We start from the raw sequence: 20,385 nt of genomic DNA on the forward strand, positions 1-20,385 counted from the left end.
GCGGGTATAGCGAGAGGGCCCGAAAAATGGTGTTTGTCTGTTTATAGTGAGGCGCAGAACGGTTTCCGACCCGAGGAGAACGCGTGCGTCATCCGAAGCTCGCCGCACTGACCGTGGCCCTGACTGCAGTACTGGTGATGCCGGTAACGCAGAGCGTGGCTCAACCCTTCCCCTTCGACCCCGGCAGTTTCGGCAACGGCAGTACCGGATCGCTGGGCGGTGACGACCCGGACATCCCCATCGAGAACACCCTCCCGCAGCTGTCGGTCACCACACTCGTCGACGGACTCGACCACCCCTGGGACGTCGTGGCAGCCCCGGACGGCGCGATCCTGACCGGGGAACGGTCCGGCGGATTCTTCGTTCGCCGAGGCGACAACACGACAGGTCCAGTCTCTGCTGACCTTTCGGATCTCTACGCTCAGTCCGAAACCGGGCTCATGGGCATCGCGCTTGCCCGTGACTTCGCTCAGTCGCGCACCCTCTACACCTGCCAGGGATTCAGCGCTGGGGGAGTCACGGACGTTCGAGTGATCTCGTGGACCGTCGACGCCGGATGGACCGCCCTCACTCGAACCGGAACCGTATTGCCAGGAATCCCGGTCTCGTCCGGGCGTCACGGGGGTTGCCGAATTCTTGCGGCGCAGGACGGAACGCTGTTCGTCGGGACGGGTGACACCGCGACGCCGAGCGTTCCGCAGGATCCGAATTCGTTGGGCGGCAAGGTCTTGCACATCAACGCCGACGGATCTCCAGCAGCGGGGAATCCGAATGCAGGCAGCCCCGTCTACACGCTCGGGCATCGCAACGTCCAAGGCTTGGCCGTGCAACCTGGAACCGGCCGGGTCTACTCGGTTGAACAGGGCACAAGCGTCGACGACGAAGTCAATCTGCTTACCCCCGGCGGAAATTACGGCTACCGCCCGGATCGGCTTCCCGGAACGTACGACGAATCCGTGCCGATGACCGATCCGGTGCGAGTGCCGGGAGCAATTGCGGCGGTGTGGCGTTCGGGTAGCTCCACGTTGGCTACCGCCAGCGCTGCCTTCACGGGCGGAGCCGCGTGGGGTGCCTGGGACGGTGCGCTCGTAATGGGTGGTCTCAAGAGCAAGGAACTGATCTTCCTCCGCCTCAGTGCCGACGGACGCTCGGTCGACGCGCAGACCTTCGGGTTGGTGAACCAGTTCGGGCGCTTGCGCTCGGTGACTCCGACGCCGGACGGCTCGCTCCTGGTGACCACCGACAACGGAGCAGGCGACAAGGTGCTGCGGGTGACGCCAACGCCCTGATCGTCAATACCAGGCGATGACCCGGCACGGACCACCCGAACCACCCGCATGCGTCGGCGCTCCCACCATCACCTTGGCGCCGACGGCCGGAAGTGCGGACAGGTTCGCGAGGGCTTCGACTGCGTACTTTCCTGAGCCCAAAGCGCTTCGGTGAGCCCCGTGGGTGGTGCTTCGGCCCGCGTCGATGCTGAGGGTGTCCGAACCCACGGCCGCTATGTCGCGCTCGCGGACGAGAAAGTCGATCGCTTCGGGGGCGAATCCCGGAGTGTGTTGCACGCCGAGTGCATCTCGATTCGTGAAGGAACCACCGGCACCGGCCCGAGTATCCCAACCCGAGTTCATCGCAACCAGGCTGCGAGGAGAGATCGTCCCGTGGACGGCTTCCCAATCGAGGATGTCCTGGAGGGTGAGCAACGAGTCAGGGTCGACGGCGGCTCGGGCGCTGATATCGACGACCGCAATCGGTACGACGAGGTCGGCGACCGGAATCTTCTCGACGGTGATTCCGTCCGCACTGGCGTGCGCGGGCGCGTCGATGTGCGTACCGGTGTGTTCCTCGAGGCGGAGTTCGTTGAGGTAGAAGTTTCCGCCGAAGCCAGCGGACCCGAGCGAGCCCATGGACCCGCCGGCGTCGGCGATCTTCGCCAGGTTCCTCATCTCGAACGAGCGCGCGCCCGGCCACACCGGGAAATCCGGGGTCAGTACATGGGTCAGATCGACGATGGTCCGACCCGATGGCGCTGCCGACGCAGTGGGCTGCACCGCGCCGGCCACGACGGTCGCGCCGAGCGCAGTAGTGCCGAGCGCCGCGAACATCGATCGTCGGCTGACTTTCCTGCCCTCTCGTCCGATCGATTCGTAGACCTCCGACAACACCTTCGGCGAGCACATCAGAAACTCCAGATCACTGGGATCAACACCGTCGCAACTACCAGGAACCACAACAACATCGGGAGTCCGAGCTTCCAGTAGTCGCCGAACTTGTATCCGCCAGGTCCCATCACCATCATGTTCGCGGGAGTGGCGACGGGCGTCAGGAAGGAGGCCGCGGCAGCGACAGTCACCGTCATCAGAAGGGGCAGCACCGAGATATCGAGTTCGCTGGCGACCGAGATGGCGATCGGCGTGATGATCAGCGCGGTCGCGGTGTTGCTGATCAGCTGACCCAGCGTCGCCGTCACGACGAAGAGTCCGGCGACGACGACATACGGGCTTGCACCACCGACGACGTCGACGAAGGCATGAGCGAGTTTCTCGGCTGCGCCGGTCTGCTGGATCGCGGTCGAGAGCGGGATCATTCCACCGACAAGGATCAACGTGGTCCACGAGATGGACCGATGCGCTTGCTCCACGCTGATCACTCGCAACAAAACCATCGCACACGCCGCGAGGAGTCCGGCTATCGCCGACGGCACCAATCCGAAGGTCAGCAACACGACCATCGCCGCGACGACGACGAGGGCGATGACCGCACGAGTTCCCAACGGCGCTGCCTGCTTACGGATCTGACCAGGTGCGTCGACCACGAGGACGTTCGGATCGACCGCGGTGTGCGTGTCGAGATCGTCCCAGCTGCCTTGCAGGAGGAGCGTGTCACCTGCCGCCAACTTGACGCCCTTCGGGCCGCAGTCCTCACCGGCACGCTGGACCGCGAGGATCACCAGATCGCCACTGTCGGTCACCATGCCGGGAAAAGCCCTGTCGCCGATCATTTCCGAGCGCGGCGGGATTATCACTTCGACCACACCGTCGTGCTTGGTGATCAAGGGCTCTGCGGACGGCGCATCCTTGCCCATCAACTGATACTGCTTCGCGAGGGTCTTGGCGTGCCGGCTCAGGTCAGGCGACATCGACGTCCCCGCACGATGGGGGAGGACGTGAGGACCGAGAAGTACGGCGATCGCGATCGTTCCCAATACGAGCGGCGCACCGACCAAGGTGAAACTGAAGAACCCGAAAGCACCGGCCCCGGATTCCTCGGCGGCTTCGGAAACGATGATGTTGACCGGTGTTCCGGTCAAGGTGAGCATCGAACCGGCATGGGCGGCAAATGCCAACGGCAGAAGCAGTTGTGACGTCGACTTACCGAGACGCACTGCCAAGACGACCACCATCGGCACCAACGCGGCAACGGCTCCGTTGACGCTGATCAATGCCGTCAACGCGGCAACCAGCAACATGATCGCACTCAAGAGGCGGACACGGGATTCGCCGACTTTCGCCAGTAGTTTCTCGCCCGCCCACGTGGTGACACCGGTGGCGTCGAGGGCTTCGCTGACGACGAAGAGCGCGGCGATGAACACCACCGTTGGATCGCCGAATCCGGCAAGCGCCTGCTCCATCGTGATGACACCGGTGGCGTAGAGCGCCAGGGCAGTGCCGATCGCGATGATGCCGACCGGGATTCGGCCGATCACGAACAGCGCCACGACCAGTGCAAGCACGACGAAAGTGATGGTGATGTCATTCACGATTCGTAAAGGTACCTGCTCATACAGAACGGCCCCGTCTCGCAAGGGAGACGGGGCCGTGGGACGGACGCGAAGGAATTAGTTGGAGGCGGCGATGCGAGCCTTCTCGAGAGCGGCCAGCGTGCGAAGAACCGTGGCCTTCTGCTTGTTGAGATCGCTCAGTCGCGCGCGCGCCGGCAACCCTTGTGCGAGTTCGGCGACCTTGATCTGCTCGTCGATCGAACCGAGCTGATCGAGAAGCCCTAGGACGCGAGCCTGGAGCGTGTCGATGTCCACGGTGTCCGTCTTGACCGGAGCGGCAACGCGCGTCGCTGTGCCCGTGCTGGCGGGGCGGGAAGCCCGTGCGGGTGACGTGTCGGCGACAACCGTTGCGGCACGGGGCCGAATTGCCTTGCGAACGGCGGCCGCATCGGGAAGGACGTCCATGCGGATCTCGTTCAGAACTCGGCGAGCCTCGCGAGCGTTGACGCGGTACTCGCGTTCTTCGTCGTCGTCGGACTGCAGCGTGCCGCCGAGCGGGCGCAGACCGTACATACCGAGGAAGCGCTTCGCGTCGTCGATGATGCCTTCGTTTTCACGACATTTTCCACAGCGGGGTTCGTTGCGGAACATGTCCACGGAGTTGTCGTCTCCGCACCAGACACAAGATCCTGGGCGCCACCGCCGGATCGTCGGAACTGATGAATTCAGGGAATGAGATTCGGGCCGGGATTCCAGGGTTTGCGCGTCGATCACGACGAGCCACACTAGGCGAAGATTGCGGCGCGGTGAACACCGCCCCAACATCGACCTGGGTTTCTGGTCGTGGGCGTGATCAAGATCATGCTGAATGCCGTATTCGGTGGTATTCGTGTGTCCCACAGGTGGTTTCATGATGACCGGGTGGTCTGTTTCTGTGGTGTTCACGAAGACGACGACGGGCGCGTACCAGTGACCGTGAAGTCACAGGTACGCGCCCGTAGAGCAGCGTGAGACTAGGCGCTGCCGTTGAACAGCGAAGTCACAGAACCGTTCTCGAAAACTTCCTTGATGGTGCGAGCCAGCAGCGGTGCGATGGACAGCACCGTCAGCGTCGGGAACTTCTTCGACTCGTCGATCGGAAGTGTATTGGTGACAACAACTTCCTTTGCGCCACACGTCGACAGACGCTCGGCAGCAGGGTCGGAGAGGACGCCGTGGGTTGCAGCGATGACGACGTCACCCGCTCCGGCCTCCTTGAGTACCTTGACCGCGCCGGCGATGGTTCCGCCGGTGTCGATCATGTCGTCGATCAGGATGCAGGTGCGACCTTCGACATCACCGACGACGCGGTTGGACTTGACCTGGTTGGGTACCAAGGGATCGCGCGTCTTGTGAATGAACGCCAGCGGCGCTCCGCCGAGCGAGTCGGCCCATTTCTCGGCGACGCGAACGCGGCCCGAGTCGGGGGAGACCACCGTGATGTTCTCGAGGTTGTAGCCCGCGCGAATATGGTTGGCCAACTGGCTGTGTGCGTGCATGTGATCGACGGGGCCGTCGAAAAAGCCCTGGATCTGATCGGTATGCAGGTCGACCGTGATGATGCGATCGGCGCCGGCGGTCTTGAGCAGGTCAGCGATCAGGCGAGCGGAGATCGGCTCGCGTCCGCGGTGCTTCTTGTCCTGGCGGGCGTACGGGTAGAACGGAAGAACGGCGGTGATGCGCTTTGCCGATCCACGCTTGAGAGCGTCGATCATGATGAGCTGCTCCATCACCCACGTGTTCAGCGGTGCCGGATGACTCTGCAGGACGAACGCGTCGGAGCCGCGAACCGACTCTTCGAATCGAACGAAGATCTCACCGTTCGCGAAGTCGCGCGCGGTCTGCGGGGTGACGCGGATGTCGAGTTCCTTCGCCACCTGCTCCGCCAACTCGGGATGTGCGCGACCCGAGAACAACATCAGGTTCTTCTGGTTGTCGATCCAATTCGCAGTCACTGGTTCATGCCATCCTTTTGTACTTGCCGGTCGATCTGGTGGTGATCTGTGCTGTCAGGTAGTGCAGGGCCGTCAGGTTGTGCAGCTGCTGCTGCAGCATCGGCCGCGGGCGTGCCGGGACGATTCTTCTGGACCCAGCCCTCGATGTTGCGCTGCAAACCACCCGAGACGGCAAGCGCCCCTGGCGGTACGTCGTTTCGCAGAACGGTTCCGGCCCCGGTGTATGCGCCGTCACCAACGGTGAGCGGGGCGACGAACATCGTGTCGGAGCCGGTTCGCACATGCGACCCCACCACAGTACGGCTCTTGTTCACGCCGTCGTAATTGACGAAGACGCTCGAAGCCCCGATGTTGCTGTGATGGCCGATGGTGGCGTCGCCGACGTAGGTAAGATGCGGAATCTTCGAATGCTCGCCGATGTCCGCGTTCTTCGTTTCCACGTATGCGCCGATCTTCCCGTGGTCACCGAGGCGTGTAGCCGGCCGCAGGTAGGCGAAAGGACCGACGGTCGCGTCGGCTCCGATCACGGAGTCGGTCCCGTGCGAGCGGACGACTTCCGCGCGCTCCCCGACGCTCACGTTGTCCAAGGTGGTGTCGGGGCCGATCACGGCGTCCTCGCCCACCGACGTTGTGCCGGTCAACTGAACTCCGGGCAGGAGCGTCACGTCCTGTGCGATGTGCACGCCGCAATCGATCCACGTGCTCGCCGGATCGACGACGGTGACGCCGGCACGCATCCACGTCTCGAGGATCCGACGGTTCATCTCGCGGGCGAGCGTCGAGAGCTGCACGCGGTCGTTGGCGCCCGCGACGAGAACCGAATCCGCGATGTGCTGCGCGCGAACACGCTTGCCCGCGCGACGGGCGATCATGATCACATCAGTGAGATAGAACTCGTGCTGTGCGTTGTTGGAGTCGAGAGACGCCAGCGCATCGCGCAGAGTCTCGAAGTCGAAGGCGTAGACACCTGAATTGACCTCGGTGATCGAGCGCTGCGAATCGGTGGCTTCCTTCTCTTCGACGATGGCGTTGACTTCGCCGTCCGTCGTGCGAAGGATCCGTCCGTAGCCGGTGGGGTCGAGGGCGGTCGACGTCAACACCGTGACCGCGGCCGCGGGGGCGGCAGTGTGCTGAGCGAGGAGGTCTGCGATGGTCTTGCCGTCGAGCAGCGGCACGTCGGCGGCCGTCACGAGTACGGTTCCGGCGAAGTCGGCCGGCAGACCCTCGAGTCCGCAACTGACGGCGTGCCCGGTGCCCTTCTGCTCGTCCTGAACGGCGACGGTGACGGGCCGGCCCAGTTCACCCGCGACTGCGTTGACTGCTTCGGTGACACGCTCACGATCGTGACCGACGACGGTAACCAGGTGCGTGGGGTTCAGTGAGGTTGCCGCGTGAAGCGAATGTGCCAGCATGCTGCGTCCGGCAAGAGTGTGGAGGACCTTGGGAGTCTTCGACTTCATTCGTGTACCGGCACCCGCTGCGAGAACGATCACGGCGGTCTGCACTGGTTTGAGCTCCCTCTGTCGATCAAACTGTCGATCAAACTGTCGATCAAGACACGCATTTCCGCCTGGAAAATGCATGTTGTTCACCAGCTCCGCCGCCAGGACTCGAACCTGAACTATCTGAACCAAAATCAGAGGTGCTGCCATTACACCACGGCGGATTGCCACGCATTGCCGAGCCTTGCGGCCGAACGCGCGCAAGAATAATCGCATGCCGACCCGCCGTAGGTCGAACCGCTCCTCTGATTGGGTCCCCGAAGTCCCGATAGGCTGAGCGTCCACAGCAGTAATTTGTGTGTCGGCGAGAGGAAGACAATGGCGGCGGTGTCCGGTTCGGGTGGCGGGGATCCAGTTCCCGAACGAGTGACACGGATCCGGATGACCGGTACCCAACGTCGGCAACAACTGATCGAGATCGGGCGGGCATTGTTCGCCGAACGGGGATACGAAGCGACCTCGATCGAGGAGATCGCCCAGCGAGCAAACGTGTCCAAGCCGGTCGTGTACGAGCACTTCGGCGGCAAGGAGGGGCTGTACGCCGTAGTAGTGGACCGGGAGATGTCGCGACTCCTCGAGATGATCACGTCTTCGCTCTCGCAAAATCGCTCGAGAGTTCGAGTCGAGCGGGTTGCGTTGGCTTTGCTCACCTACGTGGAAGAGCACACTGACGGATTTCGGATACTCGTGCGCGATTCGTCCGTTGTTGCGCCCAGTGGGACGTATTCGAGCTTGCTCAACGATGCGATCAGTCAGGTGGGCTACCTGCTTGCGGGAGACTTCTCCAGACGCGGTTTCGACCCCGGACTAGCAACGATGTACGCACAGGCGCTTGTCGGCATGGTGTCCACTACGGCTACTTGGTGGCTCGACGAACGGACTCCGTCGAAGGAAGTTGTCGCCGCTCACCTCGTGAATTTGTGTTGGAATGGGCTGACGAATCTGGAAGCCGACCCACAATTGGAGGGTTAACCAGGCGCGCCTGCCGCGCAGAGATGGATCGCGGTCTAAGCTGTGTTCGCTGTATCACGATCGTTTGATGGGCAAATGTCTCATTTGTTTGCAGGGTGGGTTGAATGCCGAACCGTGCCTTCCATTTTGACGCTGTGAACGGGTAAGACCAAGGATTCGTTCGATGTGTGGTGATTGGAGGCCGGATCGATGGTGAGGCAAGAACGGGCAGAAGCCACCCGTGATTCGGTGCTGCGCGGAGCAGCGGGTGTGTTCTTGCGCCTGGGTTATGCCAATGCCAGCTTGAGCGAGATCATCGCTGAGTCGCAGGTGACCAAAGGCGCGCTGTACTTCCATTTCGGGTCCAAGGAAGAACTCGCGCGGGCGGTGATCGACGAGGGTTCGGCGCGTTTCGACGCAAAATGTGAGCTCTGGTTGGACCGTCGCACTCCCGCACTCGAGTCGCTGATCGGTATTTCGTCGGTCATCGTCGACATCGGTGCGCATGACGCCATGGTTAGAGCAACGTTCCGCTTGTTGGTCGAGATCGGGGACTATCGGGGCTCCGGGCCGGCGACTCTGGACGTGTGGCTCGATATTTACCGTGAACTTGCCAGCCGTGCGGCAGACGAAGGTGATCTGCGTTCGGACGCGGATTCTGCTGACATTGCTCGTTTCCTGTTGGAAGTGGCGTCCGGAGTTCGGCTGATGGCAGCCGCGACCGGGACCGTTCGTGAGCTTTCGGACTCCATGAAGGCATCGTGGAACCTGATACTTCCGATCGTGGTCCCGGAATCGAAAGTGGAGTACTTCAGGCAATTCGCGGCCCGCCGCCTTGCCAGCGATCACTGAAATCACTGACTCTCCGCACTGCTCCTTTGGCCAGTTTGCTGCAAATGTCCTGGTAGCGACATTGTTCTCTTTGTTCTGCATTCGAAACAAACTAAGAGTATGTTTATAGTGTTGATGGGAATCTGGAAGTCTGATCTTGCCCATCATCTTCGGATTGCGGTATGTTCTACCGGTAGCTGAAGAATTGCTGAGAATGAAGGTTTGTCAGGGCAGGGTGACGGCGTCGGCGCACCGGGCAGCATAGGGGGCTGCCCGGCGTGTACGACCCCAGATGGGGAGTCAACAGATGGGTGACACTGCGCCGACGCCGATGCTCGATATCGGCCCGCGGATCGGCTGTGACGTAGTGAACGTCGTGGATGTCACTCGAAGTATCGAACTCTTCGGGCGGAGGTATCTCGATCGGACCTTCACCCCGCACGAATTGCAGACGTGCGCCGGGCCGGCACGGGATCAACGATTGGCTGCACGCTTCGCCGCTAAAGAGGCTGTTGTGAAGGTACTGCGGCCCGGTGATGTCCCCGTTCCGTGGAATTCCATCGAAATCACTCGGGCCGAGTGGGGTGGCTGTGGGGTGACGCTGTCCGGTAATGCCGCGGAACTCGCGCGGGCCCAGGATCTGCACGATTTTCAAGTATCTATCTCGCACGAAGCGGACGTGGCCATCGCAATGGTGATCGCAACACGCTCGGGCGCTCGCATCGAAAAGAAGGACGACATCGCTGATGATTGATCAGGCAATTCGGAAAGTGCTCGTCGAGCATGGTCGACTGGCAGTCGACGTGAGCACGATCGATGGAGAGGCCGATCTCTACGAGTTGGGTTTGACGTCGCACGCGAGCGTGAATGTCATGTTGGCGCTGGAGGATTCGTTCGACATCGAGTTTCCTGACGAGTTGTTGCGGAAGAGTACCTTCGCAAGCGTCAAGGCGATCGAGGGTGCGTTGACGGAGTTGGGTGCTGCATGAACGCTCCGCAATCGCAGTGCGCCACCGGGACAGCCCTCGAGCGGGCCACACGGTTGGCCGACGAAGTTGCAGCGGTGTGGGCCGACGAAGTCGATGCCGAGGCAAGGTTTCCGCGTGAAACTGTCGACGCCATGCGAAGCGAACGGCTGCTGTCGGTAGCTGTGCCGAGGGAACTAGGCGGCGAAGGACTCTCGCTGCAGGAAGTGTCGCAGATCGCCCGTGTGATCGGAACACGCTGTGCAGCAAGCGGAATGATCTTCGCGATGCATCAGACGCAGATCTACTCGTTGGTCAAGCACGGCAACACCGAAGCGCTACGCGGGTTTGTCGAAGAAACGGTCGACAAGCAACTGCTGTTGGCATCGGCAACCACTGAGCTGGGAATCGGTGGTGACGTCAGCCGGAGTTACTGCGCGGTCGAAGACTTGGGCGGTCATCTGCTGTTGATCAAGAACGCGCCTGTCATTTCGTACGGCGAACACTCCGACGCGATAGTCGTGACGGCTCGGCGAACCCCGGAGAGTCAGCCGAACGATCAGGTTCTCGTTGTGTGTCGTACCCCAGACCTGACGCTCGAACGCACCACCGAGTGGAACACGCTGGGACTCAGGGGAACTTGCAGTCTTGGTTACATCCTTCGGGCCACCTCGACGCCCGAGATGGTCGCCGACGTACCGTATTCCGATATCTCCACCCATACGATGCTTCCGGTCTCGCACGTCGTCTGGAGTTCGGTGTGGTTGGGAATTGCCGACGCTGCAGTCGAGAAGGCACGCAAGTACGTGCGTGCCGCCGCCCGCAAGCAGCCCGGAGTCACTTCCCCCGGAGCGCTGCGGCTCGCCGAAGTTGCTGCTTCGGCACAACAATTCGCCGATCTTGTCGACGCCTCTGCACGCAGGTACGACCGCGCAGTTCACGCTGCGGAAGGCGCCGCCGATTTCGAGGCGACGGGAGCGGTGGGCTTTTCGCTCGCGATGAACAACCTGAAAGTCACAGCCTCCACCGCGGTGGTGGAAATCGTGGGGCAGACAATGCTGATCTGTGGCATCTCGGGATATCGCGAGGACACCGAATTTTCACTCGGTCGGCACCTTCGTGACGCGCACGGCGCAGCGGTGATGGTGAACAACGATCGAATCATGGCAGGTTCAGCGCACATGGCTATCGGATACCGGGGAACGCTATGACGACGGAGAATGTGACAACCGAGACTGTGACAGGCGAGACCGATCTGGATCGGGCTCGGGCTGCATTTCAACGCGAACTGCTCGTCGAAGGACTACTCGTCGAGACAGAGGTACCGGGACTCTACGGGCGTTCCGGCGTGTTCGAGGACATCGTCGACGGTATCGACCGAGTGGTGGTTGCAGCGGGGCCAGGCGACGCCGCGACTCGGCTGCGGTTCCCGCCGGTGTTCCCTCGTAGCAGTTTCGAGCGCACCGACTACATCGCTTCGTTTCCCAACCTCACCGGCGCCATCAACACCTTCGCTGGTTCCAATCGCGATCACGCGCGACTGCTGGCCGATCGCGCCGACGGACAATCGTGGGATCGCCACCTCGAGCCGACCGAGACCATGCTCGTCTCCGCAGCGTGCCATCCTGCCTATGCGCGATACACCGGAGTTCTCCCCGAAGGCGGGGTGCTGCTGGACATCTACGGTTTTTGCTTCCGGCACGAACCGGCGATCGATCCGGCTCGCATGCAAGCGTTTCGGATGCACGAGTTCGTGACGATCGGTGACGCCGCGGCAGCGCGAGCGCATCGCGAGCACTGGATCGAGCGGGGGCTCGAGGTGCTCGGCCGGCTCGAACTCGACGCCACCCCGGTGATTGCCAATGATCCTTTCTTCGGACGCGCCGGAAAGATGCTTGCAGCCAACCAGCGTGAAGAGAATCTCAAGACGGAACTGACGGTTCGGCTCTACGGAGATCTCGACGAGGGCACGGCGATCGTGTCCTCGAACAACCATCTCGACCATTTCGGTGTCAACTTCGACATCCGAACGGCGGAGGGGGAGGTGGCGCACAGCTCGTGCGTCGGCTTCGGGATGGAGCGAATCGCGTTGTCCTTGTTGCGGACTCATGGTCTTGATGTGGCTGCGTGGCCAACCTCCGTACGCGAACGAATGGGCATCTGATGTCCCGGCTCATCGACATTTCACCTGATCGCTACCAACCCCATTCGTTGCACCAGGACGACCGGGTGTGGGCGCAGACCAACTGCTATACGGATCTGTGGATCGAAGTGTTGCATTCGCTGGGATTGGACCCCGTCCCGGCGCTGGCATGTGCCTTCTCATCGCGGTTCGACGGGACTCAGTGGACGTTCCTCAAGCTCAAGGCCGAGGACATCTACGCGCTGTACGGAATCGAAGTCGCCGAGATGAACGTCTGGCGGGCCCCGCTGATCCATGTCGAGGACAACCTCGCGGTTGGGATGCTGTCGACGGTTGAAGTCGACGGATACTGGCTTCCCGACACTCTCGGAACGAGTTATCACGAGGGGCACACCAAGACCACGATCGTGCCCAATCGGATCGATCGCGTTGCCGGCGAGCTCGAATACTTCCACAACAGCGGGTACTACTTGCTGCGAGGCGACGATTTCTCCGGTGTCTTCGATCTCGATCGTTCCTCACTTCCTTCGTTCGTGCCGTACGTCGAACAGATCAGGTTGAATCCGGTTCACGCGACCAACGCCGGAAACATCGCCGAAGTGGCTCGGCGGAACGTAGCGGTTCGAGCCGCGGGTAATCCCGTGCGAGAGCTGGGACGCCGGGTGATCGACGACCTCGAATGGGTGCAGGGGGCGGGTATGGATGCCTTTCACCTCTGGTCCTTCGGGCTACTTCGTCAGTGTGGTGCCAGCGCGGAGCTGGCAGCCGACGCCAGCGAGTTTTTGGACACTGCAGGTTTCTCCGGGACAGGCGAAGCTGCGCCAGATTTCCGCAAAGTGGCGTCCGGGGCCAAGAGCGTGCAGTTTCAGATGGCGCGTGCCTCCAGGGGCCGCGCGGTGGACCCGCGTGAGCAACTCGACGAGATGGCCGTGTCGTGGAAGAGAGCGATGGAAGTCGTTGCCGACACAGTCGGCGTCGACTCGCATCGACACTTGAGGTTGGTCTAACAGTGCCTCGTTCGTCAGCAGACCTGCTGGCCGGCGCGATATGGCGATGCGCTGCAACCGAACCCGGATCCATATCTGATCCGGATGCCCTCGAAACCGTGACCGAGTGGGTCGCAGCGTCTGTGCCTGGGACAGTCGTTGGTGCGATACAGGCGGCGCACACGGACGCCGGACGCACGAAGTCCGTTGCATCGTCGTCGGTTTCATCGTCGTCGGTTTCATCATCGGACTGGTGGTTCGTGACTACCGTGGCCACGACCGGTGAGGGGTCGTGGCTGCTCCAGTTCGACGGTGTGACGGCGTTTGCCGATGTCTGGATCGGCGGTGTCCATGTCGCGTCCACTGAATCCATGTTCACGCCTGGGGAAGTGAGCATTCCGGCCGTAATCGGCGCTGGTAAACGTGTCCAGGTCGCTATTCATTTTCATTCTCTGTCCGCGATTCTGAGATCGAGGCGTCCTCGAGGACGTTGGCGCTCGTCGATGGTCCGTGAACAGGGTCTTCGGTGGATCCGAACCACGATGCTCGGTATGGCTCCCGTATTCAGTGGCGTTCCGGTACCGGTGGGACCGTGGCGGGGTATCCGGTTGTTGGACAAGGGAGTTGCCGCCGTAGTCTCGGCTGTCAAGCACGCGAGTGTCGACGGCACAACCGGTCACGTTGCCGTCAGCGCTCGGCTCACCGGATTGCCGGCCTCGCTGGAGTACGTGACCGTGCGCGTTGGCGAACACTCGCGACAATTGGCTGTAATTGCCGGACCGGACGGATTCCTCGAGGTGTCCGGCGTCGTCGAAGTGCCGGACGCGCAGTTGTGGTGGCCGCACACTCATGGCGCTCCTCGCACGTATCCGGTGACGATAGAAACGGTCGGAGTCTCCGAGCATCTCGGTTCAGTGGGCTTCCGGACGGTGGAGGCCGACAGATCCGATGGTGGATTCCGTTTGAATATCAACGGCATCCGGGTGTACTGCCGTGGGTCGGTGTGGGTGCCGACCGACCCGATCTCGCTTCAAGACGACGCCGGCACCACTCGTGTCTTGGAACGCCTGGCTGAGGCGGGCCTGAACATGATTCGAATCCCAGGGACGATGGTCTACGAGAGCGACCACTTCTGGGAGGAATGCGCGCGACTGGGCATTCTCGTGTGGCAGGACATGATGTTGGCGACTCTTGATCCGCCCGACACCGACGAATTCTTCGAACTCGTTGCAGCAGAGGTCACCGCGTTCTTGCACAGAGTGCGTGGAAATCCCGCTTTGGCAGTCTTCTGCGGCGGCAGCGAGACCGAACAGCAGCCGACCATGCTGGGCTTGGTCGATCAACACATCCCGCTCATTCATTCGAGACTGCCGGAGCTGATCTCGGCGGTGGCACCTGAACTCGAATACGTGACGTCGTCGCCCTCGGCGCCTCGCGGGGGAGAGCAATTGGCAACGCATGTCGGAAGCGGGGTCGCCCACTACTTCGGGGTGGGTGCCTATCGTCGTCCACTGGCCGACGTGCTCAGCGCGCGAGTACGTTTTGCGACCGAATCACTGGCATTTTCGATTCCACCGTCGAATGCCGTGATCGAGAACGAATTCGGTTCGCTCGCCGTCGCAGGGCACCACCCGGCATGGAAAGCCGCGGTGCCGCGGGACAACGGATCGTCGTGGGATTTCGAGGATGTTCGGGATCACTACGTCCACGCGCTTTTCGGCGAAGACGCTCGTGAAGTCCGGTGGTCCGACCCGGAACGCTATCTCGACCTGGGGCGAGCAGCCGTATGTGAGGCGTTCGCCTCGACGCTCGGCTATTGGCGTCGCCCGGATTCTCGGTGCGACGGCGCCTTGACACTCGCACTGCGAGACCTGGAGCCCGGGCCGGGATGGGGGGTCCTCGATTGGAGCGGCAGCCCCAAGGCTCCGTGGTTCGTGCTCCGTAGGAGCGCCAAACCGATCGCGCTCCTCGTCACGGACGACGGTATGGACGGATTGAGGCTCGACGCGATCAACGAGACTGCCGAACCTGTCGTCGGCGAGATCAGGTTTCGAGCGCACAGTCGGTCAGGTGTCGTCCCAGTCGACGTCGCGCTACCGGTCAAGGTGGAATCGCACTCGAGTCTGACCTGGTCCGTGGACAGCCTTGTCGGCCGTTTCACCGACCTCACTCACGTCTTTCAGTTCGGGGCGCGGACATACGACGCCGTCACCGTCACGCTCGAAGACGAAGACGGCGAGATGGTGGACGAAGTGGTGCACCTCCTGGGGAGTCCGGCACGGCCCCTCGAGCGGTCGGTCGGACTTGTCGCCACGGCGCGCAACGTCGGCGACGAAGAGTGGGTAGTCGACGTCTCGACGGATGCTTCCGCCCAATACGTTGCCCTCGAACTGCAGGGCTTCGAGCCCGAAGACTCCTGGTTCCACCTCGCGCCGAACGGTCGCAGGACTGTACGTCTACGGAGAACCAGCCAGGCAACGAAGGTAATCGGCCGGGTTCGGGCGCTCAACTCTCACACCAGCGTGGCCGTGGCACCGCCGAGCGCCCCGGCCACCCGATCTTCACCGGCCAAGCGGACGACGAAGAAGCCGAGCGTTACGGGAAACTGAACGGATCGGACTGCGCTGCGAGATCGCGCACCGATAGAATCGAACCGGCGCACAACTCTGCCTCGGTGGAGATCTTGCGCTCGGGCTGTGCGTCCGCAACCCGTCATCACTGTTCAGGAGTGCGTTCGTTGACTTCCTTGTCCTCTGCCCAGACTGCGCTCGCTGGACTCGCCGAGGTCGCCCTCGCAGACGCCGCGTTCACTCCAGTGATCGACTCGATCGGTGCGCCTGCCCTGGACATCGTGGCGCCGAAGCCGGCTCGACCATTCATCGCCGCTGCACTTGCCGCGCGCACTCCGGTGCTGCTGGTGACGGCCACCGGTCGCGAAGCCGACGATCTGACGTCAGAACTCACCGAGATGCTCGGTGGAGGCGTCGCGCAGTTCCCGTCGTGGGAAACATTGCCGCACGAGCGACTGTCGCCGAGCGCGGACACCGTCGGGCGACGGGTGGAGGTACTGCGCCGACTCGCCAGACCAGACGACGCCTCGTACGGCTCGCCTCTTCGGGTGATCGTGACCACGGTGCGCTCTCTCGTTCAGCCGATGGCGCCGGGTCTTGGCGAGATCGAGCCGATCACGTTGCGCGTCGGCACCGAGATCGATTTCGATTCTGTTCTGGTTCGTCTGGTGGAGATGGCGTACAGCCGTGTCGACATGGTGGGAAAGCGTGGTGAGTTCGCGGTCCGCGGCGGCATTCTCGACCTGTTCTCGCCGACGGCGGATCATCCGGTACGTATCGAATTCTGGGGTGACGAGGTATCGGAGCTTCGGTACTTCTCTGTCGCCGATCAGCGTTCGCTACCGGACGTCGACGTCGATTCCGTGATCGCGCCGCCGTGTCGTGAGCTGATTCTGACAGCTGATGTTCGCGATCGAGCTGCGGCACTCGCTGCTGAGAATCAGGCTGACGCGTCGTTGGTCGAGATGCTGGACAAGATCTCGGCAGGCATCCCCGTCGAGGGGATGGAAGCTCTGCTCCCGGTTCTCAAACCCGGTGAACTGCAACTACTTTCCGATGTCCTTCCGGTAGGGGCACACATCCTTCTGTGCGATCCGGAGAAGGTGCGCACCCGCGCCACCGATCTGGTGCGCACCGGCCAGGAATTCTTGGAAGCGTCGTGGACGGCGGCGTCGATCGGCGGCGCTGCACCGCTCGACACGTCGATCCTCAACGGCGGGGGAGTCGATCTCGGTGCCTCCGCATACCGGTCGCTTCGTCATGTTCGCGAATCTGCCGAAGCTGCCGGCCGTCCGTGGTGGACGGTCAGCCCGCTGGCGTCGGGAAATGGTGAAGAACTGGAAATCCCGGTTCAGGCGGCACCGCAGGTACGTGGTTCCGACGACCTGTTGGCCGAGCTGTTCGTCAGCCTCCGGGCGCACGTGAGCACGGGCGGTCGCGCGGCGATCGTGGTGGCAGGCGCCGGCACCGCAAGCCGAGTCGTCGAGCGACTCGGTGAAGCCGAAGTGCCCGCCAAGATGCTCGATGGCGGAGCGACCCCTGCCCGTGGACAGGTCGCGGTGCTCCGCGGGTCTCTGCACGACGGACTGGTACTCGCCGGCGACGACTCGACGCCGGGGATGGTGATCGTCACCGAGTCCGATCTGACGGGCAACCGCGTTGCAGCGGTCGGCGACGGAAAGCGCTTGCCGGCCAAGCGCCGCAATCAGGTCGATCCCCTCGCGCTGTCTGCAGGGGACATGGTCGTGCACGATCAGCACGGTATCGGCCGGTTCGTCGAGATGGTCGAACGCACCATCGGCGGGGCGCGTCGTGAATACCTGGTCATCGAGTATGCGCCGAGCAAGCGTGGTCACCCGGGTGATCGTCTGTTCGTCCCGATGGAATCGCTCGATCAACTCTCCCGGTATGTCGGTGGAGAGTTGCCTGCGCTGAGCAAGCTCGGTGGATCCGACTGGGCGAACACCAAGCGTAAGGCTCGCAAGGCGGTTCGTGAGATCGCGGGTGAGTTGGTTCAACTCTACGCTGCGCGTCAGGCGGCCCCGGGGCATGCATTCGGCCCGGACACGCCGTGGCAGAAGGAACTCGAAGACGCGTTCGCCTTCACCGAGACCATCGACCAGTTGACCGTCATCAGTGAGGTCAAGGCCGACATGGAGAAGCCGGTTCCGATGGACCGGGTGGTGATCGGTGACGTCGGGTACGGCAAGACGGAGATCGCCGTTCGTGCCGCGTTCAAGGCAGTCCAGGACGGCAAGCAGGTGGCGGTACTGGTCCCGACGACTCTGCTTGCACAGCAACATCTTCAGACGTTCACCGAACGAATGGCGTCGTTCCCGGTGAAGGTGCGAGGGCTGTCCCGTTTCACCGACGCCAAGGACTCGAAGGAAATCATCGCCGGCATGGCCGAAGGCGAGATCGACATCGTCGTCGGTACTCACCGGTTGCTGCAGACCGGTATTCGCTGGAAGGACCTCGGGCTTGTGATCGTCGACGAGGAACAGCGATTCGGAGTCGAGCACAAGGAACACATCAAGGCACTACGCACCCACGTCGACGTCTTGACGATGTCGGCTACCCCGATTCCTCGTACTCTCGAGATGAGCATGGCCGGGATCCGTGAGATGTCCACGATCCTCACACCGCCGGAAGAACGTCATCCGATCCTCACTTACGTCGGCGCGTATGCGGACAAGCAGGTTGCCGCGGCCATCCGGCGTGAACTTCTGCGCGACGGTCAGGTCTTCTACGTACACAACCGTGTCAGCTCGATCGACAAGGCGGCCAAGAAGATCCGTGAACTCGTCCCGGAGGCTCGCGTCGTCGTCGCGCACGGTCAGATGAACGAGGACACTCTCGAAAAGACCGTGCAGGGCTTCTGGGAACGCGACTTCGACGTGTTGGTCTGTACCACGATCATCGAAACCGGTCTGGACATCTCGAACGCGAACACACTGATCGTCGAACGTGCGGACTCGCTTGGCCTCTCGCAGTTGCATCAGCTCCGCGGACGCGTCGGGCGTAGTCGTGAACGTGGATACGCATACTTCCTGTACCCGGCCGAAAAGCCGTTGACGGAAACGGCATACGACCGACTGGCAACGATTTCGCAGAATTCGGACCTCGGCGCCGGTATGGCAGTCGCGATGAAGGACCTCGAAATCCGTGGAGCCGGAAACGTTCTGGGCGCAGAGCAGTCCGGCCACGTCGCGGGCGTCGGGTTCGATCTGTATGTCAGGCTGGTCGGCGAGGCGGTCGAAGCCTTCCGGGCTGCAGCCGACGGCAAACCGATCACCATGGACGAGGGCACGAAGGAAGTCCGGATCGACCTACCGGTGGACGCGCACATCCCGCCCGACTATGTCACCAGTGACAGGCTCAGGTTGGAGGGGTACCGCAAGCTCGCTGCGGCAACTGATTCCGACGGCATCGCTGCCGTAGTCGAAGAACTGGTCGATCGCTACGGCCCACTGCCCGAAGAGGTTCGACGGCTGATCTCGGTGGCCAAGCTTCGACTGCTCTGCCGCGAGTACCAACTGGAGGAAGTCGCCGTCACCGGAACTCAGCTCAAGATCTCGCCGATGTCACTGCCCGATTCCAAACAGATCAGGCTCAAGAGGATCTATCCGAGCGCGCAGTACCGGGCAACGACCGGGCTCGTGCAACTCCCGCTGCCTCGCACCGGCGGAGTCGGCTCGGATCGCCTGCGGGACGTCGAACTACTTCAGTACATCGCGGACTTCATCTTGGCGATAGACGGGCGCGCCGCCGGTGCCGTCCTGGTCGAGGCGTGAGCACTCGGTGAACGAATCGCCCGTCGTCGTACTGCTCGATCCTCTGCGGCCGCATGTCTTTCCGCTGGAGGCGCTCCCGTTCCTGTCCGGCGCGATCGATATCGACCCGGACGTTCCCGACTCGGTACGCGGCGCATTGCCTGCCACGACACCCGGCGCCGCGGTGACTGTGATGATGGACACCGCCGAGCCGAAGATCGAGGCGTTGTCTGCCGCTGGGGTAAAGATGATTCGCGCCGAACCCATTCACGGCGATCGATTGGTGGAAGCGGCGTCGATCATGGACCGGCTGTGGAATCGCGGCGGTTGGGAGTCGACCCAGACGCACGAGAGCCTGTCGGTTTACCTCGTCGAGGAGACCTATGAGGTACTAGACGCGATTCGAAGCGACGACGAGAGCGATCTCCGTGAGGAACTCGGCGATCTGTTGCTCCAGGTGTTGTTCCACTCGCGGATCGCTCAATCTCACGGCATTTTCGAATTGGACGACGTGGCCGGCGCACTGATCGCGAAACTTGTGCACCGCAGCCCGCACCTGGTCAGTTCCGGAGTGGTCGACATCGCTGAGCAGGAGCGGGCGTGGGACGCTTTGAAGGCTGCCGAGAAGGCGCGCGCGTCGTCCATGGACGGCATCGCTCGGTCGCAACCGCCGTTGCTCCTCGCCGAAAAAGTACTGAGCAGGGCCGCCAAAGCCGGTGTGATCGAAAGCGCCGATGAAGCTGATCTGGAAGCTTTGATCGAACAGTGCCGACGCGCCGACACTGCACTCCTGGGCGCCCTGGACATGTTGATCGCCGACATTCGGATTCGTGAGGGAAGACGTTTCCAAAACGTGGAGGATTAGCCCACTTTGACGTAATTGCCCGGTAATCATCTGGCAACCGGGAAATAGCCTGGATTCGGTGAGTGCAGTTGAAACAAACCTAAG

At 62.3% G+C, this 20,385-nt stretch carries 16 protein-coding genes and 1 tRNA gene; 11 read left to right on the forward strand and 6 right to left on the reverse strand.

Annotated elements, in window-relative coordinates; genetic code table 11:
* The first annotated feature begins 83 nt into the window (after positions 1–83).
* Positions 84–1,289 carry a PQQ-dependent sugar dehydrogenase gene (locus CPI83_RS08660; protein WP_097387092.1) on the forward strand — a complete coding sequence of 402 codons (1,206 nt, stop codon included), beginning with the start codon at positions 84–86 and terminating at the stop codon, positions 1,287–1,289.
* A gap of 3 nt (positions 1,290–1,292) precedes the next feature.
* On the opposite strand, the gene CPI83_RS08665 is transcribed toward CPI83_RS08660, so the two are convergent.
* From CPI83_RS08665 to CPI83_RS08690, 6 genes are all read right to left on the reverse strand, one after another.
* Positions 1,293–2,180, reverse strand: a complete 888-nt coding sequence (locus CPI83_RS08665; RefSeq protein ID WP_097387093.1) for a cyclase family protein — start codon at positions 2,178–2,180, stop codon at positions 1,293–1,295.
* On the reverse strand, positions 2,180–3,760 hold the full coding sequence (locus CPI83_RS08670; protein WP_021345090.1) for an SLC13 family permease: 1,581 nt from the start codon (positions 3,758–3,760) through the stop codon (positions 2,180–2,182). The genes CPI83_RS08665 and CPI83_RS08670 overlap by 1 nt, the downstream gene beginning before the upstream one ends.
* A 78-nt stretch (positions 3,761–3,838) precedes the next feature.
* Positions 3,839–4,495 (reverse strand): hypothetical protein, encoded by a 657-nt coding sequence (locus tag CPI83_RS08675; RefSeq protein ID WP_024487329.1) that lies wholly within the window; start codon positions 4,493–4,495, stop codon positions 3,839–3,841.
* Between the two features lie 239 nt (positions 4,496–4,734).
* Positions 4,735–5,715 carry a ribose-phosphate diphosphokinase gene (locus CPI83_RS08680; RefSeq protein WP_019744654.1) on the reverse strand — a complete coding sequence of 327 codons (981 nt, stop codon included), beginning with the start codon at positions 5,713–5,715 and terminating at the stop codon, positions 4,735–4,737.
* A complete protein-coding gene (gene glmU, locus CPI83_RS08685; RefSeq protein ID WP_097387094.1) occupies positions 5,712–7,220 on the reverse strand; it encodes a bifunctional UDP-N-acetylglucosamine diphosphorylase/glucosamine-1-phosphate N-acetyltransferase GlmU in 1,509 nt (502 codons plus the stop codon). Before glmU ends, CPI83_RS08680 begins: the two co-directional genes overlap by 4 nt.
* Before the next feature lie 90 nt (positions 7,221–7,310).
* Positions 7,311–7,381 (reverse strand) — tRNA-Gln (locus tag CPI83_RS08690).
* 154 nt (positions 7,382–7,535) lie between these two features.
* Between CPI83_RS08690 and CPI83_RS08695 the strand changes: the two genes are divergently transcribed.
* From CPI83_RS08695 to CPI83_RS08740, 10 genes are all read left to right on the forward strand, one after another.
* Positions 7,536–8,189, forward strand: coding sequence for a TetR/AcrR family transcriptional regulator (locus CPI83_RS08695; RefSeq protein WP_019744652.1), 654 nt, complete (start codon positions 7,536–7,538; stop codon positions 8,187–8,189).
* A 189-nt stretch (positions 8,190–8,378) separates the two neighbouring features.
* A complete protein-coding gene (locus tag CPI83_RS08700; protein ID WP_003946317.1) occupies positions 8,379–9,020 on the forward strand; it encodes a ScbR family autoregulator-binding transcription factor in 642 nt (213 codons plus the stop codon).
* Between the two features lie 286 nt (positions 9,021–9,306).
* Entirely contained in the window at positions 9,307–9,753 is a 447-nt protein-coding gene (locus CPI83_RS08705; protein ID WP_020970291.1) for a holo-ACP synthase, read from the forward strand.
* Positions 9,746–9,988 (forward strand): acyl carrier protein, encoded by a 243-nt coding sequence (locus CPI83_RS08710; RefSeq protein WP_003946296.1) that lies wholly within the window; start codon positions 9,746–9,748, stop codon positions 9,986–9,988. The genes CPI83_RS08705 and CPI83_RS08710 overlap by 8 nt, the downstream gene beginning before the upstream one ends.
* Complete coding sequence (locus CPI83_RS08715; RefSeq protein WP_042952515.1) at positions 9,985–11,175, forward strand: acyl-CoA dehydrogenase family protein; 1,191 nt, start codon at positions 9,985–9,987, stop codon at positions 11,173–11,175. Before CPI83_RS08710 ends, CPI83_RS08715 begins: the two co-directional genes overlap by 4 nt.
* A complete protein-coding gene (locus CPI83_RS08720; protein ID WP_031333718.1) occupies positions 11,172–12,128 on the forward strand; it encodes an amino acid--[acyl-carrier-protein] ligase in 957 nt (318 codons plus the stop codon). The genes CPI83_RS08715 and CPI83_RS08720 overlap by 4 nt, the downstream gene beginning before the upstream one ends.
* The gene (locus CPI83_RS08725; protein WP_019744648.1) at positions 12,128–13,114 is read left to right on the forward strand and encodes a DUF1839 family protein; all 987 of its coding nucleotides are present in this window, start codon (positions 12,128–12,130) and stop codon (positions 13,112–13,114) included. The genes CPI83_RS08720 and CPI83_RS08725 overlap by 1 nt, the downstream gene beginning before the upstream one ends.
* Before the next feature lie 2 nt (positions 13,115–13,116).
* Positions 13,117–15,702 carry a glycosyl hydrolase gene (locus CPI83_RS08730; RefSeq protein WP_097387095.1) on the forward strand — a complete coding sequence of 862 codons (2,586 nt, stop codon included), beginning with the start codon at positions 13,117–13,119 and terminating at the stop codon, positions 15,700–15,702.
* Positions 15,703–15,830: 128 nt separating this feature from the next.
* Positions 15,831–19,457, forward strand: a complete 3,627-nt coding sequence (gene mfd, locus CPI83_RS08735; protein ID WP_031331022.1) for a transcription-repair coupling factor — start codon at positions 15,831–15,833, stop codon at positions 19,455–19,457.
* A 7-nt stretch (positions 19,458–19,464) separates the two neighbouring features.
* Complete coding sequence (locus CPI83_RS08740) at positions 19,465–20,301, forward strand: MazG family protein (protein WP_097387096.1); 837 nt, start codon at positions 19,465–19,467, stop codon at positions 20,299–20,301.
* The last annotated feature ends 84 nt before the right edge of the window (positions 20,302–20,385 follow it).

Origin of the sequence: Rhodococcus sp. H-CA8f (genome assembly GCF_002501585.1) — a bacterium.
In the GTDB taxonomy this organism is placed as follows: Bacteria; Actinomycetota; Actinomycetes; order Mycobacteriales; family Mycobacteriaceae; genus Rhodococcus_F; species Rhodococcus_F erythropolis.

Excerpts from the sequence above, each read along its gene's own strand:
- CPI83_RS08700 (WP_003946317.1), top strand. The coding sequence starts at position 8,379 with ATGGTGAGGCAAGAACGGGCAGAAGCCACCCGTGATTCGGTGCTGCGC.
- CPI83_RS08695 (WP_019744652.1), top strand. The coding sequence starts at position 7,536 with ATGGCGGCGGTGTCCGGTTCGGGTGGCGGGGATCCAGTTCCCGAACGA.
- CPI83_RS08710 (WP_003946296.1), top strand. The coding sequence starts at position 9,746 with ATGATTGATCAGGCAATTCGGAAAGTGCTCGTCGAGCATGGTCGACTG.
- CPI83_RS08665 (WP_097387093.1), bottom strand. The coding sequence starts at position 2,180 with ATGTGCTCGCCGAAGGTGTTGTCGGAGGTCTACGAATCGATCGGACGA.
- CPI83_RS08705 (WP_020970291.1), top strand. The coding sequence starts at position 9,307 with ATGGGTGACACTGCGCCGACGCCGATGCTCGATATCGGCCCGCGGATC.
- CPI83_RS08720 (WP_031333718.1), top strand. The coding sequence starts at position 11,172 with ATGACGACGGAGAATGTGACAACCGAGACTGTGACAGGCGAGACCGAT.
- CPI83_RS08715 (WP_042952515.1), top strand. The coding sequence starts at position 9,985 with ATGAACGCTCCGCAATCGCAGTGCGCCACCGGGACAGCCCTCGAGCGG.
- CPI83_RS08725 (WP_019744648.1), top strand. The coding sequence starts at position 12,128 with ATGTCCCGGCTCATCGACATTTCACCTGATCGCTACCAACCCCATTCG.